General features: G+C 50.3%; 17 protein-coding genes. 3 read left to right on the forward strand and 14 right to left on the reverse strand.

Annotation, left to right across the window (positions count from 1 at the left end; translation table 11 throughout):
- Window positions 1-88: 88 nt before the first annotated feature.
- The 3 genes from BMW93_RS31775 to BMW93_RS31785 all read right to left on the reverse strand — a co-directional run bounded on the left by BMW93_RS31775 (window position 89) and on the right by BMW93_RS31785 (window position 5,492).
- Window positions 89-3,520, reverse strand: a complete 3,432-nt coding sequence (locus BMW93_RS31775) for a HEAT repeat domain-containing protein (RefSeq protein WP_090386280.1) — start codon at window positions 3,518-3,520, stop codon at window positions 89-91.
- A 124-nt stretch (window positions 3,521-3,644) separates the two neighbouring features.
- The gene (locus BMW93_RS31780) at window positions 3,645-4,211 is read right to left on the reverse strand and encodes a Uma2 family endonuclease (protein ID WP_090386281.1); all 567 of its coding nucleotides are present in this window, start codon (window positions 4,209-4,211) and stop codon (window positions 3,645-3,647) included.
- Window positions 4,212-4,286: 75 nt separating this feature from the next.
- Window positions 4,287-5,492: a DUF763 domain-containing protein gene (locus BMW93_RS31785; protein ID WP_090386456.1), complete on the reverse strand. Its 1,206-nt coding sequence runs from the start codon at window positions 5,490-5,492 to the stop codon at window positions 4,287-4,289.
- A gap of 179 nt (window positions 5,493-5,671) precedes the next feature.
- On the opposite strand from BMW93_RS31785, the gene BMW93_RS31790 reads away from it, so the two are divergent.
- On the forward strand, window positions 5,672-6,964 hold the full coding sequence (locus BMW93_RS31790; RefSeq protein ID WP_090386458.1) for a hemolysin family protein: 1,293 nt from the start codon (window positions 5,672-5,674) through the stop codon (window positions 6,962-6,964).
- Window positions 6,965-7,218: 254 nt separating this feature from the next.
- Here BMW93_RS31790 and BMW93_RS31795 read toward each other — a convergent pair whose 3' ends face one another.
- The 9 genes from BMW93_RS31795 to atpA form a co-directional block, all read right to left on the reverse strand.
- Window positions 7,219-7,908 carry an SDR family NAD(P)-dependent oxidoreductase gene (locus BMW93_RS31795; RefSeq protein WP_090386283.1) on the reverse strand — a complete coding sequence of 230 codons (690 nt, stop codon included), beginning with the start codon at window positions 7,906-7,908 and terminating at the stop codon, window positions 7,219-7,221.
- A gap of 20 nt (window positions 7,909-7,928) precedes the next feature.
- Window positions 7,929-8,792, reverse strand: a complete 864-nt coding sequence (gene galU / locus BMW93_RS31800; protein ID WP_090386460.1) for a UTP--glucose-1-phosphate uridylyltransferase GalU — start codon at window positions 8,790-8,792, stop codon at window positions 7,929-7,931.
- A gap of 172 nt (window positions 8,793-8,964) precedes the next feature.
- On the reverse strand, window positions 8,965-9,960 hold the full coding sequence (locus tag BMW93_RS31805; RefSeq protein WP_090386285.1) for a mevalonate kinase: 996 nt from the start codon (window positions 9,958-9,960) through the stop codon (window positions 8,965-8,967).
- Between the two features lie 182 nt (window positions 9,961-10,142).
- Window positions 10,143-10,670 (reverse strand): YceI family protein, encoded by a 528-nt coding sequence (locus BMW93_RS31810; RefSeq protein WP_090386287.1) that lies wholly within the window; start codon window positions 10,668-10,670, stop codon window positions 10,143-10,145.
- A 128-nt stretch (window positions 10,671-10,798) separates the two neighbouring features.
- Window positions 10,799-11,530, reverse strand: a complete 732-nt coding sequence (locus BMW93_RS31815) for an outer membrane lipoprotein-sorting protein (protein WP_090386289.1) — start codon at window positions 11,528-11,530, stop codon at window positions 10,799-10,801.
- 24 nt (window positions 11,531-11,554) lie between these two features.
- Window positions 11,555-11,896 carry a DUF5615 family PIN-like protein gene (locus tag BMW93_RS31820; protein WP_090386290.1) on the reverse strand — a complete coding sequence of 114 codons (342 nt, stop codon included), beginning with the start codon at window positions 11,894-11,896 and terminating at the stop codon, window positions 11,555-11,557.
- Window position 11,897: 1 nt separating this feature from the next.
- A complete protein-coding gene (locus BMW93_RS31825) occupies window positions 11,898-12,134 on the reverse strand; it encodes a DUF433 domain-containing protein (RefSeq protein ID WP_090386292.1) in 237 nt (78 codons plus the stop codon).
- 98 nt (window positions 12,135-12,232) lie between these two features.
- A complete protein-coding gene (gene atpG / locus BMW93_RS31830) occupies window positions 12,233-13,117 on the reverse strand; it encodes an ATP synthase F1 subunit gamma (protein WP_090386294.1) in 885 nt (294 codons plus the stop codon).
- A gap of 88 nt (window positions 13,118-13,205) precedes the next feature.
- A complete protein-coding gene (atpA, locus tag BMW93_RS31835; protein ID WP_090386296.1) occupies window positions 13,206-14,783 on the reverse strand; it encodes a F0F1 ATP synthase subunit alpha in 1,578 nt (525 codons plus the stop codon).
- A gap of 289 nt (window positions 14,784-15,072) precedes the next feature.
- Between atpA and BMW93_RS31840 the strand changes: the two genes are divergently transcribed.
- Together BMW93_RS31840 and BMW93_RS31845 are read left to right on the forward strand one after the other, a co-directional pair.
- Complete coding sequence (locus BMW93_RS31840; RefSeq protein ID WP_090386298.1) at window positions 15,073-15,831, forward strand: FKBP-type peptidyl-prolyl cis-trans isomerase; 759 nt, start codon at window positions 15,073-15,075, stop codon at window positions 15,829-15,831.
- A gap of 12 nt (window positions 15,832-15,843) precedes the next feature.
- Window positions 15,844-17,973, forward strand: coding sequence for a carboxy terminal-processing peptidase (locus BMW93_RS31845; RefSeq protein ID WP_090386300.1), 2,130 nt, complete (start codon window positions 15,844-15,846; stop codon window positions 17,971-17,973).
- Between the two features lie 78 nt (window positions 17,974-18,051).
- Here BMW93_RS31845 and BMW93_RS31850 read toward each other — a convergent pair whose 3' ends face one another.
- Complete coding sequence (locus BMW93_RS31850) at window positions 18,052-19,497, reverse strand: efflux transporter outer membrane subunit (protein ID WP_090386302.1); 1,446 nt, start codon at window positions 19,495-19,497, stop codon at window positions 18,052-18,054.
- 66 nt (window positions 19,498-19,563) lie between these two features.
- Window positions 19,564-22,722, reverse strand: a complete 3,159-nt coding sequence (locus BMW93_RS31855) for an efflux RND transporter permease subunit (RefSeq protein ID WP_090386304.1) — start codon at window positions 22,720-22,722, stop codon at window positions 19,564-19,566.
- Window positions 22,723-22,743: the final 21 nt, after the last annotated feature.

A 22,743-nucleotide genomic window follows, 5' to 3' on the forward strand; every position in this document is an offset into this window, starting at 1 on the left:
CAAACAGCGGCAAAAATTTGTCTATTAACATAAAAATAAACCCCGGGATCCTAAAATCCCGGGGTTTGTGCTTTAAGGTACTTTTCGGTTACTTCTTCAAACCCGAGAGGAATTCCACCACATCCCGTATTTCGCGTTTAGACATGATATTGCCCATAGGCGGCATGCTGGATGGTACGTTTTCGCGTTTCGCAATGCGTGAAGTCGCGATTTTCAATGGCTCGGCTTCCGAGGTTTTCAGGATCAGTTCGTGCTCGTTTTCCTGGGCCAGGATACCGGCTGCGGAGGTTCCGTCTTTCAATGTCAGCATTACCATGCCGAAACCAGGAGAAAGGCGCGCGCTCGGTTCAACGAGTGCCTGGAGAATTTGTTCGCGCGCGAGGACATTACCAATGTTCGAAAGGTTAGGACCTACTTCTCCGCCCTGACCGCCGATCGAGTGGCAACGCACGCATTCGGCAGCCGAGCTGGTCATAAAGTAGCGACGGCCCGCCTGCGCGTTCCCGCCGAACAATGCATCCTGGTAGTCGGCCGCAGTGTTGCCTTGCTTGCGCAGCGGCGCTATTTTGGCGATCAACGTGCTCGATTTGGTGGAGTCGACCGCTTCGCCCAGGTCGAGAAGCAGGTTTTGCGGCAGCTTGTTATCCGCCATTTTGCCGATCAACCCGTTGAAAATAGGCTCCGTTTTGGCTACCGGCAGGCTTCCCAGTACTTTCAGGATTTGCTGTTGCTCGCGCACGCTGCCTTTCTCGAAAATGGTATTCGAAATGTCCGCCAATGCTTCTTTAGACATATTCACACTTCCTACCATGCCCAAAGCTGCGGTACGAACGTCGGCGTCGGAATCGCTCATGCCTTTTTTCATGACGGTTTCCATATCCGTATATTTCAGATCGTTCAGCGCTACGAGCATTGCCGCGCGTACTTTCGGATCATTGCTGTCGTTCAGGATTTTCGCCAATGTTGCGTTGTTATCGCTCACATTCAGGTTCGTCAGCATTTGCGCCGTAGCGATCAGGATCGCCGGCTCATTTTCCTGCAAAAGATCGGCCACCATAGGCTTGATCTTCGCTTTTACGGCAGCAGGATCACGCTCCATCGGGCCGTGGTAGCGTCCGTCCACACGGTCGGTTACGGATGGGCTAGCCCAGGTTCCCAACGTTGCCAATGCTTCGGCACGCATTGCTTTGTCTACATCCTTCCGTTTCGCGAATGCAATCAGGTCGTTCAGTTGCGTATCGCCGCCCACACGCAGGGCTGCGTTGATGGCGCGGCGCAACAATGGCTCGGAAGTGAATCCTTTCTCGTTCAGCACCGCCGCCAATGCAGGCAATGCGGCAGGAATGGAAAGATCGTCGTTGATACCGCGGGCGGCTTCTGTTACGATGTATTCGTCCTTGTCTTTCAGGAATGCGCTGATCTGCTCGTTTTTCATGCGGCGAAGCACCAGTACTCCGGCAATGCGAAGCGATTTTTCAGGGCTGCTTGCCAGTGCGGCGATCGGTGCGGCTTCGCCTATGCGCGAGAGCGCCAGCACGCCCGCGTGGCGGATGTATACGTCCTGATCGTTATTCGCTTTGACCATATCGATCAATGGCTGCACGGCATTTTTGTCTTTCACCCGGCCAAGTGCCTGCGCCGCGAAGAATTGCACGCGCGGGTTTTTGCTTTGCAACATCGGGATCAGCATCGGTGCGGCTTCTGCGATTTTGGCATCACCCAGCACTTTCGCAGCCTGTACCGTAATTTCTTCGTCGGAATCCTTCAACAAGGTCATTAATACATTGGCATACGACTTATCCTGACGTGCCAGTTGCCCCATTCCCCAAATCCCGTGAATGCGGCCGAACTGGTTGCCTTTTTGTTCAATGGCTTTGTTCAACACCGCAGCGCCTTTCGCACCTCTTGAAGCAAGTTCAAACTGTGCCTTCTGGCGAATGCGCATGTCTTCATAGGAAAGCAGCGGCAGCAATGCGTCGTCGGATTGTTTGGTATAATCCAGTTGCATTAACCGTTTCGTTTCTGTACGGATCGCTTTCAGGTCGTTTTTCTCGTCGGTAACGTCGAGTTTCCACACGCGGCCATAGTTTTTGGTATCCCAACCATTGATCCAGTCGGCCACGTACAATGCACCATCCGGACCGAAACGTATGCCGGTCGGCAGGATACCTGTCAGAATGTTTTTCTCACCATCCAGCACGAATGAAGCGCCCTTAGGTTTCAAACCAAACGACCAGATCGGCGAACGCGCAGGGTTGCCCACGAATTCAACCAGGAAGAACTTGTTTTTCCAGTCCTTACCCAATGCCGTTCCCGGGTTGTATTGCATACCGGTAGGGCCATTGTGGAAGTTTTGAATAGGAGGGATGATATATGCCGCCTGACCGTCCCAGCGTGGTTTGAAGAGCTTTTCGTCCATCCATACCTTGTAGCTGTTGTTTTTCGGGTCGGTGTACTTGCCATATTGCCAGTTGGAGCGCCAGCCTGCGTCGGAGCCTTCCACTACGTGCACCAGACGCTCGCTTTCACCCGGGTGGTCACCGTCGTTATCGGAGCTGATGAGGTTGCCGTATTCGTCGAACACGAATTCGTGCGTGTTACGCAACCCGTGCGCGAAGATTTCGAAATCGCTGCCGTCCGGGTTGGAGCGTGCGATGATACCCGAGTTGGGGTGCTCATGTTTCACGCCTTCCGCAGTGGTAATATTGGCACCAATGTCGCCGATATTCCAGTAAATCTTCCCATCCGGCCCTTCGATCGGGTTCGACATCCCGTGCCCGCTGAAACCGATATGCACGCCGTAACCATGGCTGATCGATGTTTTTTCGTCTAGCACGCCGTCTCCGTTGGTATCTCTCAAACGCCACACATCCGGAGCGATGGCTACGAAAACGTCCTTCGCACGCACGAGCAAGCCGCCCGCCACATCGGAAACTTCGTCGAAGAAATCGTCGAGGATACGCATCGATACGTCGGCGATGCCGTCGTTGTCGGTGTCTTCAATGCGCCAAACCTCGTCTTTTTCCACGGCGAGGTCTTTCCAGTCGTGCGATCCGTCGCCGTTGAGGTCTTTCAGCCAGTTGTTTTCTTTACTTTTTTCAGGGGCGAAAGTCTTGTGTAAAAACTTGCGGCGATCTTCCACCGTCTGCAATGCTATGGATTCAGTGATCCAGTTGCGGTGGCCCCGAATGTCGAATTCGGAGTTTTTCTGGCGATTGGTACGGTTGAGGTACACCCTTCCCGCATCGTCCATCGCAATCGCTACCGGGTCCGGTGCGAGGGAATCGGATGCCCAGAGGTCGAGCTTCAACCCGTCGGCCAGTTTCACCACCGTCTTTTCACGGATTTCTTTGGCTCTCGCCTTGCCCGTCGCGGCGTCTTCTTTGACGACCACTTTGGTACTGTTCGTTTTCACGACCGGTCCCGAAGACATCGGGGCCATTTTCATACACGACACTACCGCCACCGCGGTAGCCGCCATCAGGGTTAGAGGTGTTCTGAGATGTTTTTTGGAGATCATTGAGGACGTTGCTTAATGCAGATTATTCAGGTTCAGTCATGAACCAGGTACAAAGGAATTAAAAATAGCGGTAAAATCTGCTTTTACCTTCTGTAAAGAATGCAGATATAACTTGGAAAGATGATTATTTGGGGATCTGGGTGGATAACAGTTCCCGCACCGAAATATCGAAATCTTCCATTACCGGATGTGCCGAGCAAATGTCGTGTTCTGTGCAGATTTTGACATTCTTTCTCGAAGTATAAACGTATACCACTTCATTGTCGGGGTAAATATGCCAGACGACCTTCACGGAAGAGTCGAAATATTCGGCCAGCTTTTCTTCTACTTTCTCGGCGTCGTCAGTGGGAGATATTACTTCGATGAGGAATTCAGGAACTGGCTCCTCGTCCGAGTTGGCGGAGTCGTCAATTTGTTTACCGGAGAAGAAGGCGAGATCGGGCCGGCGCATTTGAATGCCGCTCAACATCACATCCTGCTCCATAATCAGCGCGCCGCCTTTGGAGAATGCGGCTGTACCGAAGAATAGTTGTTGAAGCCTTCTGATGATGAAGAGGTGTTTTTTCTTCACTTTCCCGAATCTGATGATTTTGCCGTCGTTCCATTCATATTTAAATCCATCGACGGCCTCCCACTGGACGAATTCATCCAAAGTGCGGGGCAAAACCGAAGATGTGGAACGGAGTATCATAGCTTGGGTATCAGTTATTGTACTTGATATTCAGTTACAAAGACTATTCTAAAATTACGAATCAATTCCCCACCATCAAAACAACTCCAACTGCCCGTCCCAGCCCTTCGGTTTCTTCACTTTACCTTTCACAGTCCGGCCTTCGTACTTCCAGGAATCGTCGCGTTCCTTTTGGACAATGTCGTTGAAGCGGTTATTGGGCTGGAAATCCTTTTCGAGTTGGGCGGAGACCTTGGACAGGTTTTTCAAAGCATCGGATTTGTCCTTATCCCCCATTTTGGCAAGTTGAATGGCCCGGTCGAGGGTGAGAATGGATTCGTCGTAAACGGTAATGGGTACCGGAAACGGATGGCCGTCTTTGCCTCCGTGAGCGAACGAAAAACGCGCCGGATCGCTGAAACGCGAGGGCGTACCGTGGATAATCTCACTCACAAGCGTGAGCGACTGGATCGTACGTGGGCCCACGCCTTCGAGCATAAGCAGCGATTCCATATTATCGACCGGGTTATCGTGCGCCAATGCCAGTACCGCGCCCAACCGTTTAAGGTTCACATCTTCCGCACGGACGTCGTGGTGGTCGGGCATGACGAGCCTTGAAACTTCCCGCATGATCTTGTCCGGATTTTCTTTGGTGAGGTCCAGAATACCGGAGCGGGTTGGAGCGGCAGCTTTGGCGGTCAGGTTGAGGATATTCCCCTGATTTTGCCCATAAATGAATGTATGAGGCTCTTCAATGAACGACCGGATATTTGGAGAATGCCAGTGGTAACGACGGGCAAGTCGGTCGTCGGTGTTCATGCCTTGCTGAATGACGGCCCAGTTACCTTCTTTGGAAAGAACAAATGAATGCAGGTACAGCTGAAAACCGTCCTGAATGGCAGTATTGTCGACTTTTGCAGACAATTTGCTGTGATGAACAAGGAGGTTACCGTCGAGCCCGGTTTTATCCGCGATGGCGAGCAGTTCCGATGGGGTTTGCCTGGAATATTTACCCCGGCCACCGCAGATGTAAATACCCAGGTCGGACGATCTCCGGTTCACCGATTGCTTCAATGCGCCCATTACGGAGGTGGTAATGCCCGACGAATGCCAGTCCATGCCCAGCACACAGCCCAACGACTGAAACCAGAACGGATCGCTCATTTTTTGGAGCAATGCATCGCGCCCGTATTCCATCACGATTGCCTCCACAATGGCACCGCCGAGCGCGCTCATACGTTGCGCGAGCCAGACGGGCACTTTCCCGTAATGCAGGGGTAAATCGGCGTGGCCACTTTTCATAGGGGTTCCATCGGGGATTCCATCAGGATTCCATCGGGGATTCAATTTACGAAAATTCGGGGTAGTAGCGGGTAACCGGAAATGCATTAATGGCGGTCGCGGTTTCTCAATGGTACAATTTTTTGTTAAAATGCAGCTTTAAAACGCATTTTCACTTCAAAACGGATTCACCGGCCTCCATGCTTTTACAGGTTATCATTACCCTTGTACTCGTTCTGCTCAATGGTTTTTTCGTCGCTGCCGAGTTTGCAATAGTCAAAATCCGCGCCTCGCAGCTCGAACAGAAAGCCCAGGAAGGGAACCGGATGGCTATTCTTTCTAAACAGATTGTCTCGAATCTCGACGGCTACCTGGCGGCAACGCAATTCGGGATTACGCTCGCGAGCCTTGGATTGGGTTGGATAGGAGAGCCGGTCGTTTCGAAAATGATCATTGGTGCCATGGACCTGGTGGGGCTTTCGGTCGATCCCGAGCTGGCGCACCATATTGCATTACCAACCGCATTTGCCATTATCACGGTTCTGCATATTGTATTTGGTGAGCTGGCCCCGAAATCGATCGCGATCCAGCGGCCGGAATCGACGACCTTGGCTTTGTCCTATCCACTGCACGGCTTTTTCCTGGTATTCAGGCCGGTGGTGTGGTTGTTAAATGGCATTGCCAATGTGATTCTCAAAGGCGTAGGCATCACACCGTCGCACGGCAGCGAAGTGCATAGTAGCGACGAGCTGCGCTATCTGGTTCAGCAACAGAAAGATAGTGGAATGATCGAAGCCGCAGATTACGATTTGATCAAGAACGCATTCGATTTTTCCGAAAGGGTAGCAAGGCAGATCATGATCCCGCGGCCACAAGTCGTAGGCATCGACGTGAATGATTTTACAGAAGCCAAACTTGAAAAAGTAATAGAAGAAGGGTATTCCAGAATGCCGGTTTATGAAGATACGCTGGATCAGATAGTGGGGGTTTTGCATTTGAAAGATCTTTTACTCAAAATGCGGCAGGGCAAGGAGATCGTTCTCCGCGACTTGATAAGGCCCATCGCTACGGTGCATGGTTCGAAACCTATCGGGGCATTGTTGCGAGAGTTTCAGTTGAACCGCCAGCAGATGGCGGTGATTGTCGACGAGTATGGCGGCGTGGATGGTATCGTCACAATGGAGGATATCCTGGAAGAGCTGGTTGGGGAGATTCAGGACGAATATGACAATGAGGTGCCGATCGTAAAGAATGAAGCTGATGACACTTACACCGCGCAAGGTGCGGCGTCCATAGCGGATTTAAATGATAAACTTCCCCACGACATTACAAGACGCCCCGATTATGAAACGCTTGCAGGTTATCTGATCTGGAAGTTCGGGCGTATTCCGGCGGTAGGCGAGAAGCTTAAAACGAAGCATTATGAATTTACCGTGCTCAAAAGGCAGCGCAGTACCATTTCGCAGGTAAAGATTGCGATTTTGGAAAGTTGATGGTCAGGGGTTGTCGGGTATGGTCAAGGGGTGTCAGGTTTGGTCAAGGGTTGTCGGGTTTGGTCAAGGGTTGTCGGGTATGGTCAAGGGTTGTTGGGTACGGTCAGGAGTTGTCAGGTATGGTCAGGAGTTGTCAGGTATGGTCAAGGGTTGTCAGGTATGGTCAAGGGTTGTCAGGTATGGTCAAGGGTTGTCAGGTATGGTCAAGGGTTGTCAGGTATGGTCAAGGGTTGTCACGTAGGACCCGGCTGCTGTCAGGCTTCGTTGTAGAGCTTCAAAACCGTTTGACGCAATTTTTTTCCTGTATCACTTAATATGAATGCAATACCTTCGGCCATATCCGTGGCGGGGATCCATTTGCTGAAATCGGAGTTTGGCATGGCTGCGCGGTTGTCGGGCGTGTCGATAATGCTGGGTACAATCACCGTCGCGGTAATGTTCTTCGACTTCCCCTCTGCATTAATCAGATCGGCCATTTGGAAGATCAGCGTTTTCGCAAGTGTGTAGGCAAAACTTCCCGTACCCGCCTCAGGGACGAGCGCGGGGCGCGCGCCTATGAAGATAAACTGCCCGCCGCCATTTGCTTCGAAATGCTTCATCAAGGGCTTCACGATGTGGAATGCCGTTCTGAAATTCATCGTCAGCATTTGCTCGATGTCGGCGTCATTCGTGTCGGTCAGTTTGGCCATCGCGAAACCTCCGGCCAACAATATTCCAGCTTCTACTTTACCGGCATTGGTAATGGCTTCTGCGACGAATAACTCCGCCTGTTCAGCGCTCGCAAGGTCGGCGAGGTAGTTGGAGACGTTCGCATTGTCGGCGTATGCGTCGGTTTTGCCTTCGCGGACATTGATATGCAAGCCATAACCAAGCGCTGTAAGTTTTTTGACAACATCTTTACCAAGGTTTCCGGTGGCTCCGCTGATGATGACTTGTTTAGGCATGGTTATGGCTTTTTAAATGCTTATTTATTTAAGATATCAACCAGGAATTGCCGGAATGGTTCAGCAAATTCCTTTCTTTTCAATGCAAACTCAACGGTTGTTTTGAGATAATCCAGCTTATCGCCGATATCGTGGCGTTTGCCTTCGATATGGTGGGCAAAGATATTCTCGCGTTTCAAAAGGAGCAACAGCGAGTCGGTAAGCTGGATTTCGTTGTTCTTGCCCTTTGGAGTTTGCTCGATGGTGTTGAAAATTTCAGGCGTCAGCACGTAACGTCCGGCGATGGCCAGGTTGGAAGGCGCTTTATCGATCGCCGGTTTTTCAACAAGCGTGCTGAGTTCCAGAATAGAGTCGCTCAGCGAGGTTCCGCCGACGATACCATATCGGTTCACCTTATTGGCAGGTACTTCTTCCACCGCGATCACCGAGCCGCCGTATTGTTCGTAGGTATCCATCAATTGCTGTGTTACCGGGATCACCGAATCCATAATAGTGTCTCCCAGCAAAACCGCAAATGGCTCGTTACCAACGTGGTGTCGTGCATAGTAAATCGCATCGCCAAGGCCATTCGCTTCTTTCTGGCGTACGAAATGTACATTGGCCATATCGGCCAGGCGGCGCATTTCATTGAACCACAACAGGTCTTCCTTCTCTTCCAGACGGCTTTCGAGCTCCACGTTACGGTCGAAATGGTCTTCGATGGCACGCTTGCCTTTTCCTGAAATGATCAGAATATCTTCAATACCCGAGTCTACGGCTTCCTGCACCACATATTGAATGGTAGGAATGTCGATAATCGGGAGCATTTCTTTCGGCATCGATTTGGTTGCCGGCAGGAATCGGGTCCCAAGCCCGGCAGCAGGTATAACGGCTTTGCGAATCATAGTTTTGGTTGTGTGCCGCGGCATAAGACCACCGGCATTGTTTTGATTAAGTTTAACAGGCGATCAGCCATCCGCTTCCCGCCATTTTTAAATATAGTTGAGTAATAAAAAACAATTAATGCCCGTCGCTTACAACGCCTGACCACTCCTGACAATACTTACCACTGCCGACCTACACCACAAACGGCCTGATTACCCTTGCGTTGTACTTTTTCAACTGCACGAATAACTGGTTGAGCATATCGTCGTCCTTGTAAATGCCGATAATGGTACCGCCGGAGCCGGCAAATTTGGCGGAAGCCCCGCAGGCGCGCGCTGCGCTGATGAGCTTCTTATTGGATTCGGGCACGTTATAAATCTTGCAGCGGAGGTCGAAATTTTCGTTCATCAGCGAATGCAGATCGTCTGGGCGGCCTTCTAGTAATGCCGTGCGGCCGTCTTCGGCTTTCTGGGCAATCTGGCCGAGGACATCGATCACGTCCTGCTCGCCGCGGTCGTAACGCGTGCGCACGTCGTTATGCACCTTGCCCGAGACCTTGCTAAGGTTGGTATTGTAGGCGACGTACAGTTTTGGCAATAGTTCAGGGTTAATGCGTTCGTAGCGCCCGTGGCCCTGCGTCTGGATCATGGTTTTGTCAAAATCCATATACACACAGCCTTCGTAGCATTGGATCACGCGGTCCTGCAAACCGGCGGTAATGCCCAACTCTTCGGTCTCGGTCACCATTACCAGCTGCGGCAGTATTTCCAGGGGTATTTCAACCTTGTAAAACTGCATTAATGCCCGGAACAATGCGACAATAATCGCGCTGGAACCGGACATGCCTACCTGGCGTGGGATCGATGAGCGGTACCGGACAGTGAAATTCTTGTTGGGAAGGCGGATATTGTTTTCCTCGCAATAGTCGCCGAACTTCTTGATACCGGCCTTAATGAGCGGAATACCGCCATTGTACCCCAGCATATTCACCGAATCACGCAGGTGGAAAATGCTGCGGAAGGTGTTCAAATCCTGCGGCTGGGGCTCGATATGCAGCTCGGGCGACTCGTAAAGCGAAATGGAAGCCCCGAAATTTCTGACAGATATGGAAATCGTTTTACCGAAAAAGCCGTCGGAAGGATTGCCTAGTAGCCCCGCACGGGCATAGGCGCGTGTTTCAATGATCAATGTAAAGCGTGTTTAGCCGGAAGTAATAACTACTTGGACGATAGAATACCATTTTGCCCTTATAAGCAGGTATTTCAGAATTTTACCCAATGCGGCTTGAAATCTATGAATGAACGCGCTGGAAACAAAAAAAGCGCGGATAAAAATATCCACGCTTTCGTAAGAGGAACGGTTTATTAATATTATTGCTTCACGACCTGGACGTTCGCGATCAGTTTCACTTCGTCACCGACAACCACACCACCTGCTTCGGTTACAGCGCTCCATTCGAGGCCGAATTCCTTGCGGTTGATTTTACCGCTGATCTCGAAACCTGATTTGTTGTTGCCGTAGAAGTCGGTCATGTTACCGCCGAACTCCGCTGCGAAATCAACGGTTTTCGTTACGCCTTTCACGGTCAGTGAGCCGGTCAGGTTGTAGTTATCATCTCCTTTTTTGGCCAGTTTCCCTGTGAACGACAGTTTTGGGTGGTTCTCAGCGTCGAAGAAATCGGCCGATTTCAGGTGCTGGTCGCGTTGAGCTTGTTTTGTATCTATACTTTCTACATCAGCAGAAAAATGGACGGTAGCACCGTCGAAATCTTCACTAGTTGTTTCAACGCCGCCTTCGAAGCTATTGAATGCACCTGTTACAGTGGAAATCACAAGGTGTTTCACTTTGAACTGGATTTCTGAATGTGTTGGGTCGATTACCCATTTAGTAGTAGCCATTGTCTTTGTTGTTTTTCTGTGTAATAACATTTAATGTATATACATCTATTTGTAAAGTTTAGTTTCAAAAGGGATAAAAAAAATCCCGGAAAAATTTTCCGGGATTCGAAAAGCTTTATTTGGAGCTTCTATTGTGGCATTTCGAAAATTTTGGGATCGATCTTCGGGTTGACTTCCAGCGCTGTGATTTTAAGTGCCATCTTGGTGCCGGGCATTGCGGAGGTCGATACTTCGGAGGCGAACGGATAATAAATGCCATCTACTGCACGAAAATCCGATTGCACATTTTCTGACATAATCTCTTGTCCGTTCATCGATGTCTGAGCCACAATTTTCAGAATATAGAAAGTGTCTTTTGAAATGTAATTGATCCTGCGGACACCGCTTGGTAAAACCATGGTTACCTTGTAAACTTTCGCGCCTGCGAGATCTTCTTCCCCGTCGAGCGTCACTTTGTAGCCTTTTTCTTTATAGTTATAGAGTCCGGTAAGGTCGGTTTCATTGGCCAGCGATTTTACCGCATCCTCGGGCAATGCCGTAGGTTTCGTATTGCCGGCCATGGGGTTGATCGTCCAGCCGGTAGTGCCGCTCACCGCCTGCACGACCGTCATACCCTGCACGGTACTCTCGCTCCTGAAACCTTTGTTTTGCACGATAATCGTGGTGATAGGGACTTTCATATTCATAATGTCCATTTCAGCCGATATTTTCATGCTTTGCAGCTTGCCCAGCTTCTCACCGCCCATGGCTTTGACGTGTTTGGCTATAATGTCATCGACTGTTTGCGCGCTAACGGCATTTGCGATGCAAGTGATGATCAGGAATGCGAGTAGTTTGAAAAGGTTTTTGGAATGTTGCATATGGTGTGGTTGGTTTTGATGATTTTAAGACAGGACTTCAATTCTATCGCGGTACACTGTTACCAGCTTGTATTCATTGCATAACTCGGTAATATTAGGCCAATTCTTATATAAAACCTCGAAAAGCTCTGCTGCTTTTACATTACCTAGCCGGAAATGAATGATCCGGGGAGGAGGTTCGCTAGTGCTGATGCGAATGGAGAAGTCTGCATCGCGGGTTACAATAGTCAGGTGATTTCTGCGCGCATAATCCCAAATCTGTGAATCCAGCCATTCGTCGTCAAGATCTTTTTGATGAATGAATTCAGGATTGTTCCATAAGGAGCAATGATAGGGCAGATTTACATCGATCAGATATTTGCGCATATCAGGCAGCTGTGGGGTAGCTGGCAAAATTCCTTCCGGCCATTTGCGCGGCGAAATGCAGGCACGCGTCTATATCCGCGTCTTCAAGGGAAGGAAATTGAAACAGGATAGTTTCCCGGTCGTCGCCGCCTGCAAGATGCTCTAATATGGTTTGAACTGTTATCCTTTTGTTTCTGATCGTCGGCTTTCCATTGCAGAGATCAGGATTTATGGTAATTCTTTCAATTAAGTCAGCCATTATAATCAAATTTAAATGACAATACTGCATTAGTAAAAGAACAAAAAAACGGCCGGATTGTTGCAATCCGGCCGTTTGGAATATGGTTTGGGGTAACCTTAGTTTTTCAATGCCTCGGCACCACCTACGATTTCGAGGATTTCCTTCGTGATCGCGGCCTGACGCGTACGGTTGTAAACGAGGCGCAATTCTTTCAGAAGTTCCTGGGCGTTTTCCGTTGCCTTATCCATCGCTGTCATACGTGCTCCCTGTTCCGATGCATTGGATTCGAGCACTGCGCGATACAACTGGATTTTCAGCGACTTAGGGATCAACTCTGCAAGGATTTCTTCTTCGGTCGGTTCGAAAATATAGTTAACCTCCGTCTTTCTAGACTTGGTCGATTTGTTTTCAGCTACGATCGGCAAATAGGGATCGGTGTGGATGATTTGTGTAGCCACATTTTTAAATTCGTTGTACACGATATCCACCGCGTCGTAACGGCCTTCCGAGAAATCTTTCATGATCTCTTCGGCTGCGCTTTTCACGTTTACAAAGCTCAAACGGCCGAAAAGATCGGTGTAGGCAGTGTTTACGGTATAGCCGCGGCGTACGAGCGACTCTGCGCCTTTTTTACCGATGGCAAAAATCTCTACATTCCCTTTCGCTGCCTGAGCCGCATATTTCGACTCGATCAGCTGGATTGTAGCCTTGATAATATTGGTATTGAATGCTCCGCACAATCCACGATCGGAAGTTACGACGATGATCAGCACCTTTTCCACCGCGCGAACGGCTTTCAACGGGCTGTCGGCTGCGCTTTCCGATGCTGACGAAACTGTCAGAAGCATTTCTCCAAGCTTCTGTGCGTAAGGGCGCATTTGCAGAATGCTGTCCTGTGCACGACGCAGCTTGGCTGCCGCCACCATTTTCATGGCTTTGGTGATCTGCTGTGTGGAATTAACCGAAACAATACGGTTACGTACTTCTTTTAAGCTTGCCATTCTCTGGGTGTTTTAAGCGATCCGGTGATCCTATTATATATGTACTAGGAAAATGCCGGAACGGGTTACGCGCCGGCATTTTTACCGGTTAACGATATTTTACAGCAACTTCTTTAGCTACTTTCTCGATAACGTCTGTTACGCTGTTGTCCAGTTTTCCGGCACGCAAAGCAGCGAGTGCATCTTTATATTGTGCAGCCAATACGGTCGTGAAGTCTTTTTCGAATTCTTTCACACGAGCAACATCTACGGTATCCAGCAAACCTTTGGTGGAAGCGTAAACGGTCGCTACCTGCAATTCAACAGGAACGGGCGCGTATTGAGCTTGTTTCAAAACTTCCTGGTTGCGGCGTCCCCGGTCGATCGCCAGCTTGGTAGCGGCATCGAGGTCGGAACCGAATTTCGCAAATGCTTCGAGCTCGCGGAACTGTGCCTGATCCAGTTTCAGGGTACCCGAAACTTTCTTCATAGACTTGATCTGCGCGTTACCACCCACACGCGATACCGAAATACCTACGTTGATCGCAGGACGGATACCCGAGTTGAACAGGTTGGATTCGAGGAAGATCTGACCGTCGGTGATCGAAATTACGTTCGTTGGAATGTAAGCCGAAACGTCACCAGCCTGTGTTTCGATGATCGGAAGGGCCGTCAATGAACCACCACCTTTTACTTTACCTTTCAATGAAGGCGGAAGGTCGTTCATGTTGGCAGCGATGTTATCATCCGCGATGATTTTCGCAGCACGTTCCAAAAGGCGGCTGTGGAGGTAGAATACGTCACCTGGATAAGCTTCGCGGCCCGGAGGACGACGGAGTAGCAGGGACACTTCGCGGTAAGATACCGCTTGTTTTGAAAGGTCATCGTAGATTACGAGTGCAGGGCGGCCGGTGTCACGGAAGTATTCACCAATCGCAGCACCTGTAAACGGAGCATAGAATTGCATCGGAGAAGGGTCTGAAGCACCCGCTGCTACGATCACCGTGTAATCCATCGCGCCGTATTTACGGAGCGTAGCTTCGATCGACTTGATAGTCGAAGCTTTCTGGCCGCAGGCAACGTAGATACAGAATACGGGTTCTCCCTTTTCGTAGAACTCTTTCTGGTTAATGATGGTGTCGATCGCAACCGCAGTTTTACCTGTCTGACGGTCACCGATGATCAACTCGCGCTGTCCGCGTCCGATGGGGATCATCGCGTCGATCGACTTGATACCGGTTTGAAGCGGTTCGGTTACCGGCTGACGGTAGATTACCCCCGGCGCTTTACGCTCGATAGGCATCTCGAAAGTCTCACCGGTAATAGGTCCGTTTCCGTCGATCGGCTCAGCCAGCGTGTTTACTACGCGGCCGATGATTCCGTCACCTACTTTCACGGAAGCGATTTCTTTGGTACGTTTTACAGTAGCACCTTCTTTGATGTCACTGAAATCCCCCAGCAATACGGCTCCCACATTGTCTTCCTCGAGGTTAAGAGCGAGGGCCTTAAGGCCGTTCTCGAAAACAAGCAGCTCACCTGCCTGTACCTGGGAAAGACCATAAATGCGGGCAACACCGTCACCAACCTGAAGGACTGTTCCTACTTCTTCGAGTTCTGCTTCTGATCGAGCGCCTGCAAGTTGTTCGCGCAGGATGGCCGAAACTTCATCCGGTCTAACAGATACCATAGTATAATTGACTTATTTAGAGTATAGTAGTAAGTTTTCTGAAAACTGCCGCAAAGGTAGAGTTTTATTTTGGTAAAAACAGAATGATTTGACTAAAACCTGCGATATAAAATTAGATTTTTCCAAGGATCGGGACAGAAAGGCATCACCGAAGGCAAATTTACCGTTTATCAGCTTCTAATAACATTTTTAAAACTTTTTTAGGTACTGATTGTGTTTTTGTTGTAATTGAGATCGTTAATAACACTTATCTGTTAAATTTTAATCTTTTCGACCGTCTTTCAGTATAATGTACAAATTAGAAAAAACCATTTTAGCAGCCCTGGCATTTGGAGTATTGGCAATCGCGGAAGGCAACGCACAGACTATCAAGAAAACAACGAAACCCGCTGCAACTGTAAAGAAATCAGCGGCAACACCTGCAAAAACATCGGCAGCTCCTGCAACATTGAAAACACAAGCCGACTCTTTGTCTGCGGCGATCGGAGTGAGCTTCGCAAACTCGATAGCATCACAAGGAATCAAGGATTTGAATACCGACCTGCTTACACAGACCGTAAAAGCGGCTTTGAAAGGCGAGAAAACGGCTTTTTCATCGGATGAAGCGAATATGTTTATTCAGACGTATTTCACCAAAATGATGGAGGAGAAAGGTGCGGTAGTGCGCGTGGAAGGCGAGAAGTTTTTGGAAGAAAACAAGAAAAAGCAAGGCGTCGTAACTACCGAAAGCGGCCTGCAATATCAGATTATCAAGACAGGCGACGGTCCAAAGCCGGCGGCTACGGATAAAGTAAAAACACACTACCACGGTACATTGACCAATGGAACGGTTTTTGACAGCTCGGTCGACAGAGGCGAGCCGGTTGAATTCCCGGTCAATGGCGTGATCAAAGGATGGACCGAGGCGCTTCAGTTAATGCCTGTCGGATCGAAATGGAAGCTTTTTATTCCATATCAGCTGGCTTACGGTGAACGTGCGGCGGGCCCTCAGATACCGGCTTATTCAGCCCTCGTATTTGAGGTTGAATTATTGGAAATCGTAAAATAGCAAAACGTGCAAATGAAAAAGTATCTTATCACTCTTATTCCGGTTGTGCTGCTGGGTTGGCAGCGGGGCCCTGTACAGGAACGAGTGGGGGCAATGGCACCAGCGGCCGCTTCCATGGATGAAGATATCAAACCGATTCCGGCGCAATATAAAGCGGAGGAGCTGACAACGAGGATCTTATCCGGGTATCATTACAGAAAAACGAAGCTGAACGATTCCCTTTCGGTAGCGATTTTCGATAAGTATATCGATGCGATAGACCATGGAAAGCTCTACTACCTGGCTTCCGACCTCGCGGATTTCGAGCAGTATAAGAACTCTTTCGATGACTATTTGCAAAAAAGAGAGCTGGACGTTCCCTTCCAGATGTATAACGTTTTCAGAAAGCGCTATAAGGAAAGAAGCGAGTATATTCAGACTTTGCTGAAAGACGCAAAACCGTTCGACTTCAATCAGGACGAATCGATGAATACCGACCGCGAAAAAGCGGCCTGGGCCAAAAACACCGACGAACTGAACGATACCTGGCGCAAATACCTGAAAAGCGAGGCATTAGACCTCAAACTGTCGGGTAAAGCGGACACAGCCGTAATCAGCACGCTCCGCGACCGCTACAAAAGCCGTGACCGCGCATTGGGCCGTATCCGTACCGAGCAGGTATTCCAGATGTTCATGAATGCCTATTCCGAGTCGCTCGACCCGCATACCAGCTACATGGCGCCTACTTCGGCGGATCGTTTCAAGCAGGAAATGAGCCAGTCGCTGGAAGGTATCGGTGCATTGCTTCGCGAGGAAGATAATTATATCAAGATCGTAGAGGTGATCCCCGGTGGTCCTGCATTCAAAGGAAAACAACTTAAAAAAGAGGATAAGATTGTAGCGGTAGCCCAAGGCGACGAAGGTAAGTTTGTAGATATCGTCGGCTGGTTTGTGGACGATGCCGTAAAATTGATCAAAGGCCCGAAATCGACCGTGGTGCGTTTGCAGATCATTTCTGCCGATGCATTAGCCGGATCGGCTCCGAAGGAATATCGCCTTGTGCGCGAGAAGATCAAACTGGAAGAGCAGCGTGCGAAAAGCGAGATCGTCTCCATTAACAATGGTAACAAAGACTACAAAATTGGTGTAATCGATATTCCGTTGTTCTACCGCGACTTCGAAGGTGCGCAACACCGCGAGAAAGAGTTTTCGAGCACTACCCGCGACGTTCAGAAACTGATCACCGATTTGCAGACATCGAATGTGGACGGTATCGTAATCGACCTTCGTAACAATGGCGGTGGTTCGTTAACCGAAGCTGTTTCTTTAACCGGGTTGTTCATTAATCGCGGACCGGTAGTTCAGGTGAAAGAAAGCCAGGGCGAGATCGAAGTGCAATCCGACAACGACCCGAGCATCGCTTACGATGGCCCGCTGGCTGTAATGGTAAACCGTTTCAGCGCATCGGCGTCGGAAATCTTCGCAGCCGCGATCCAGGATTACAAACGTGGCCTGATTGTAGGTGAGCAGACTTACGGAAAAGGAACCGTTCAAACCTTGATCGACCTGAACCAATGGGTGCCGAAAGAGCAAGACCAGCTTGGCCAGGTGAAACTGACCGTAGCGAAATTCTACCGCGTCAACGGCAGCAGTACCCAGTTGAAAGGCGTAACCCCTGATTTGGAACTGCCTACCGCATTCAAAGTAAATGAATACGGCGAAGGCTCGCAGCCAAGCGCATTGCCCTGGGACCAGATCGCTTCTTCGCGTTATGATGTGACGAACAATATCAATCCTAAGATCGTCGAACAGCTTCGCGACAAATACAAGCACCGCCTCAAAACCGACGAGGAGTTGAAAACGCTTGTCAAAACGCTGAACGATTTCAAAGAAGCTCGTGAAAACAAAATCGTGTCGTTGCAGGAATCCAAACGCAAAGCGGAACGCGACGAAGCAGAGAAAAAACGCGCAGCTATGAAGCAGCTCGGAGAAGATAGTGTCGACGGCGATGACGAGGACGAAGCTGATGCCAAAGTAGCCGACGCTCCGAAGGACGCGAAAAAGAAAAAGGATATTTACCTTACTGAAACCGGCAGAATGCTCGCGGATCTGATCGTGATTTCGAAAGAGCCGAGTTTGGCCGGGACTAAGAAGAAACAGTAATATTTGAAATATTTGTAAGTGAAAAGAGCACGGGTCGTTAGGCCCGTGCTCTTTTTGTATTTAGTCAACAAAATAACGCTACTCCCAGCCGCCACCCAGCGCCCTGTACAATTCTACCAATGCCAGAAACTGGTCCTTCTGCACATTAGTCAAATTCAGCTCCTCCTGCAAAACACTCCGCTGCGCGGTGATTACTTCCAGGTAGGAAGCATAACCGGTTAGAAACAGGTCCTTGGAAGTTGCCACGGCTTGTTGCAGCACTTCAACCTCCTGTCTCTTCAAATCGCCGATCTGACGTGTGTTTTCCAGCTTTTTAAGGCTGGTACTAACCTCGCGGAAACCATTCAGGACCGATTTGTTATAAGCGTAAAGCGCTTCGAGGCTTGCGGCTTCGGCGCGTTTCTGGTTGGCTTTTAATGCTTTCCGGTTTACCAATGGGGCTGTCAGCCCGCCTAGCGCGCTGTATGCGAGCGAACCGGTCGAGAAAAGCAGGTTGCTTTTAAATGCATTGAAGCCCATGAATGCGGTGATGTTCAGCGAGGGAAGAAATGCCAGCTGTGCGGCCTGCTGCTCGGAATAGTTGGCGAGCAGGTCGAGTTGAGCTTGCTGGATGTCGGGCCTTCTTCGCAGCATTTGCACGGGTATGCCTGCGCTGATAGATGGCGGCATTGCCTGCTCCATCGTGGCGCCTCGCGTAATGGGTTGTGGGAAACGTCCTGTCAGCAGGTTTACATTGTTCTCGATTTCGATGATCCTTTGCTGTACTTCAAATTCGAGGCTGCGGGTGTTGAGTAACTGGGCGGTGAGCTGGCGTACGCCGAGTTCGTTGGCGCGACCCGCCTCTTTCTGGATTTTAATGGTTTCAACCGCCGACTCCTGCAATGCGATGTTTTTGCGGATAATGTCGAGCTCAGTATCGAGCGCCATCAGTTCGTAGTAGGAGCGGGCTATTTCGGCGATGAGGCCGGTAATGATCGCCTGGCGGCCCTTTTCGCTGGCCAGGAAACGTGTGTAAGCCGCCTTCTTTTGATTTTTAAGTTTACCCCATATATCGATTTCCCACGAGCTGCGCAGGCCGACGAAATAGTCGGGCATGAAGGGGTCCGGCAGGCGCCGGTCGTTGTCGAGATTCTGGGAAAAATTGGTATCGTAGTTGCCCACGCCGTCCATGGTGTAATCGCCGAATTTGCGTCCCCCGCCGGATACGTCGCCTGTAATGACCGGCAGCATGGCGCCGTGTGCGATCATGATGTTGGTTCGGGCCATTTCAATGCGTTGGGCGGCCATTTTCAGGTCCAGGTTATTTTGCAATGCGGTGTCGATCAACGCGACGAGGTGCCGGTCGTTGAAGAATGTTTTCCATGGCAATGAGGCGATACCTGTTGAATCGCCCTGGCCTGCGAATGTCGCCGGGGTTTTGATCTGTGCGCGCTGTTCTACGGGCTGCGTGAGCTTGCAACCTGTAACCGAGATCAGGATCGCGGCGAACAGCAGGCCGGAGGCGTACTTATTATTTCTTTTCATCAATGTTAAATCTGATTTGAAAGGCCGCGGAGCAAGCCCCGCGGCCGAAACTGGATTCGAGGGGGCTTAGTGCAGCAATGCTTCTTCCTCCGCAGCTACTACCGGAGGAGGCGTTTTTTTCTTTTTGGCCATACTCGCAAACAAAACGTACAATCCCGGAATGATGATCACCCCGAAAATCGTCCCGATGAGCATGCCGCCCGCCGCCGCCGCGCCGATCGACCGGTTCCCGATCGCTCCGGCGCCGGATGCCATTACCAGCGGAATAAGGCCCGCTACGAATGCAAACGAAGTCATCAGGATCGGGCGGAGACGCTCGGTGGCGCCTTCCAGCACGGCCTCTATGACGGTGCGGCCCTCCTTCTGCCGGATAATGGCGTATTCCACGATCAGGATGGCGTTTTTACCTAACAGACCAATCAGCATGACGAGCGAAACCTGGGCGTAAATGTTGTTTTCAAGGCCCATTAATTTCAATGCAAGGAATGCACCGAAAACACCGGTAGGAAGTGAAAGTATTACCGGCAGCGGCAGTAGGAAACTCTCATATTGCGCCGCAAGCAACAGGTATACGAATACCAGACAGATCGCGAAAATGAATATGGCCTGGTTGCCGGAAAGGATTTCCTCCCGCGTCATACCCGACCAGTCATAGGTATAGCCCTTTGGCAAACTGGTTGCAGCAACTCGCTCGACGGCCTTGATGGCGTCGCCGCTACTGTAACCCGGAGCCGCGTCGCCATTGATCATCGCCGACGTATACATATTATAGCGCGTCAGCAATTCGGGACCATATACCCTTTCAAGCTTAATGAAAGTCGAGAACGGTACCATTTCGCCCCGGTTGTTTTTGACATATAATTTGAGAATATCCTCGGGGTTTTTGCGGAAACTCGCGTCGGCCTGCACCATTACCTTGTACATCTGCCCGAAACGGATGAAGTTGGAGGCATAATAACTACCGATCATCGTTTGGAGCGTACTCATGGCAATGTCGATCGAGACACCTTTTTTAGCAGCAATATCCGAGTCGACGTGGATCATATATTGCGGAAAGCTGGCGTCGAAGCTACTGAATGCGGCCGCGATCTCCGGTGTGGCAGCGAGGTCTTTCACAAATCGGTTGGTAACCTCTGCTGTCTTCTGCAAATCCTCATTACCGGAGCGATCCTGAACCCTTAGTTCGAAACCGCTGGAATTACCAAAACCAGGAACGGTAGGAGGCGGGAAAAACTGGATTTCGGCATCGGTAATGTGCTTTGTTTTGGCCTCCATTTCCTTGATCACATCCTGAACCGAAGCTTTCCGCTGGTCCCAGGGTTTCAGGTTGATCATCGCCATTCCATACGACGAGCCCGCAGATTCGGTCAGCAAGCTGTAACCCGAAAGTGAGGAAACGGATTCGACAGGTTCGAGGCTTTCTGCCACTTTTTGAATTTCATCCAAGACAACTTCGGTCCTTTCGACGGTTGCGCCCACCGGTGTCGTTACGTTCACGTTGATAACGCCCTGATCTTCCGTAGGGATAAAGCCGCTCGGGAGAATGCTGTTGATACCAAATGTGGCGACACAAAAGCCGATCAGCAGTCCGATAGTGATCATCCGGCGGCTTACTATGGACGAGAGCAGCTTCCGGTAGCCATTCTGAACACCGTCGTAACCTTTATTGAAGCCATCGAAAAACCGGGTAAGCGGGTTTTTCTTCACAGGTTGCCCGTGCGTATTCTTTAACATCAGCGCGCATAATGCGGGCGTGAGCGTGAGGGCATTGATCCCGGAAATAACAATGGAAATCGCGAGGGTAATGGAGAACTGCCGGTAGAAAATCCCGACCGGGCCTGACATAAATGCAACCGGAACGAATACCGCCGACATTACCAGCGTGATCGCGATGATCGCGCCGCTCATTTCCTTCATCGATTCGATGGTCGCTTCCATCGCGTCCAGGTGCTTTTCGGCCATCTTGGCGTGCACCGCCTCGACGACCACAATGGCATTGTCGACCACAATCCCAATAGCCAGTACCAATGCAAAAAGCGTCAGCAGGTTAATCGAGAAGCCAAACATTTGCATAAATGCGAATGTCCCCACCAGTGCCACCGGCACCGCCAGGGCCGGAATGAGCGTCGAGCGGAAGTCCTGCAAAAACAAATACACGATCAGGATCACGAGTATGAATGCCTCGATGAGCGTACGGATTACCTCGTGAATGGAGGCGTCGAGGAAGCGGGAAACGTCGTAGGACACGAAATAGTCCATTCCGGGCGGAAATGTGGTCGCTTTAAGCTCCGCCACTTTGGTCTTGATATTTTGAATAACCTCCTGGGCATTGGAGCCCGGGCGTTGTTTGATCATAATCGAAGCGGAAGGACGTCCATTCGACTTGGAAGCCATATCATATTCCAGCGTCCCGAATTCGATTTTGGCGACGTCTTTCAGTTTCAGAATAGAACCATCCGGGTTCGAGCGGAGCACGATGTTCTCGTACTGTGCGGGTTCGAAGAGCTTCCCTGTATACTTCAATACATATTGCAATACATTCTTTTCACGACCGGAGCTCACGCCGGTTTTGCCGGGCGCCGCTACCACGTTCTGGTCGCGGATGGCCTGGATCACTTCGTCGGCGGAGACATTATAGCTGTTCATGCGGTCGGGTTGCAGCCATACGCGCATGGAGTAGTCTTTGCTACCCATGATCTGCGCCCGGCCCACACCGTCGATCCTTTTCAGCTCTTTGAGGATATTGATATCGGCGAAGTTGTACACGAAATCCTCGCCGACAGTGCTATCGGAGCTCATAATATCGAGATACATGAGCATACTGTTCACCTCTTTTTCGGTGGTTACACCGGCTTTGATGACCTCTTCCGGAAGCTCGTCGATGACAGTCTGTACGCGGTTTTGCACGTTCACCGCAGCGAGATCGGGGTCGACGCCGACGTTGAAGGAGATATTGATCGTGGTGACGCCGTCGTTACCGGAGACGCTCGTCATGTAAGTCATGCCGGGCACGCCGTTGATCGCCTTTTCGAGCGGAACGGCCACGGCATCCACGCATACTTCCGCATTCGCGCCCGTGTAGGTGGCCGTTACGACGACCGAGGGTGGAACGATGTCTGGGAATTGGGAAACGGGTAGTTCCAGCACTGCCAGAATACCGAGCAGGGTAATAAATATGGAGATGACCAGCGATAAAACCGGTCGCTCAATGAATTTTTGAAACATAATCTACAATTCAGGTGATAG

Origin of the sequence: Dyadobacter sp. SG02, assembly GCF_900109045.1 — a bacterium.
In the GTDB taxonomy this organism is placed as follows: Bacteria; Bacteroidota; Bacteroidia; order Cytophagales; family Spirosomataceae; genus Dyadobacter.